This window comes from Xenorhabdus sp. BG5, assembly GCF_015163665.1.
Taxonomy (GTDB): Bacteria; Pseudomonadota; Gammaproteobacteria; order Enterobacterales; family Enterobacteriaceae; genus Xenorhabdus.
Genome location: NZ_JADEUG010000098.1, coordinates 1 through 668 on the forward strand (window position 1 = coordinate 1; position 668 = coordinate 668).

Annotated in this window: 2 protein-coding genes; one reads left to right on the forward strand and one right to left on the reverse strand. The window is 37.4% G+C overall.

What is annotated here, in order from left to right:
* Nucleotides 1-24 precede the first annotated feature (24 nt).
* Complete coding sequence (locus IQ209_RS17980) at nucleotides 25-312, forward strand: hypothetical protein (RefSeq protein WP_193852540.1); 288 nt, start codon at nucleotides 25-27, stop codon at nucleotides 310-312.
* A gap of 25 nt (nucleotides 313-337) precedes the next feature.
* On the opposite strand, the gene IQ209_RS17985 is transcribed toward IQ209_RS17980, so the two are convergent.
* A complete protein-coding gene (locus IQ209_RS17985; RefSeq protein ID WP_193852541.1) occupies nucleotides 338-634 on the reverse strand; it encodes a hypothetical protein in 297 nt (98 codons plus the stop codon).
* Nucleotides 635-668 lie beyond the last annotated feature (34 nt).

The following is a 668-nucleotide window of genomic DNA, read 5'->3' on the forward strand; positions in this document are numbered from 1 at the left end:
CCTATTAACTCACTAGAGAGGTGAATGATGGAATTATCCTTTGAAGTTGGTATGCCAACAACAGCGACTAGCTTTATGTTTGCTGATTGTAGTAGTGGTATCGAAAATGGCTCTTTCGCCGCCAGTATGTTAACGGGAAGCCAATTAGTTGTTGATGTCAAAGTGTCAGGTTTTTGCGGGTATGAAGATTATGAGAATAAACTTATCATAAAGTATAAAGAAACCTTTGATCCAGAAAGCACCTTTGCGGCGTTTTTCGAACGCGCGGAAAATTATGCAAAACAATACTGCTACAAAATTGGACTGAAATAAAAAGCGGCCTAGAGGCCGCAATATATCATCTATATTTTATTGGATCTTTCATTAAGGCAATAGCAGCATCAATCCCGTCTTTTCCTAGCCACACTTGCTGTTTTAAAGCCTCTAAAGATGCGATAACTTCATTGGTGAAATTTTCACAACCTGGCTTATTTTCTAAGTTCTTAAGAATATGATGAATGAGTAATTGGACTATAGCTTGTTGTCCCTTCATTTGCTCTTTGATTTGGTTGAAATGGAATTCTGTTTCTAGATCTAACATTTTTGTCCTTATCACAGAGGTAATCAGCCATCCCTCTTCGTTGTTGATTAACATTTGGCTGAACTCATCACCTTACCTTAACTATCAA

What these genes read in the sequence shown, in the direction of transcription:
- IQ209_RS17980 (WP_193852540.1), top strand. Translation starts at nt 25, where the DNA reads ATGATGGAATTATCCTTTGAAGTTGGTATGCCAACAACAGCGACTAGC.
- IQ209_RS17985 (WP_193852541.1), bottom strand. Translation starts at nt 634, where the DNA reads ATGTTAATCAACAACGAAGAGGGATGGCTGATTACCTCTGTGATAAGG.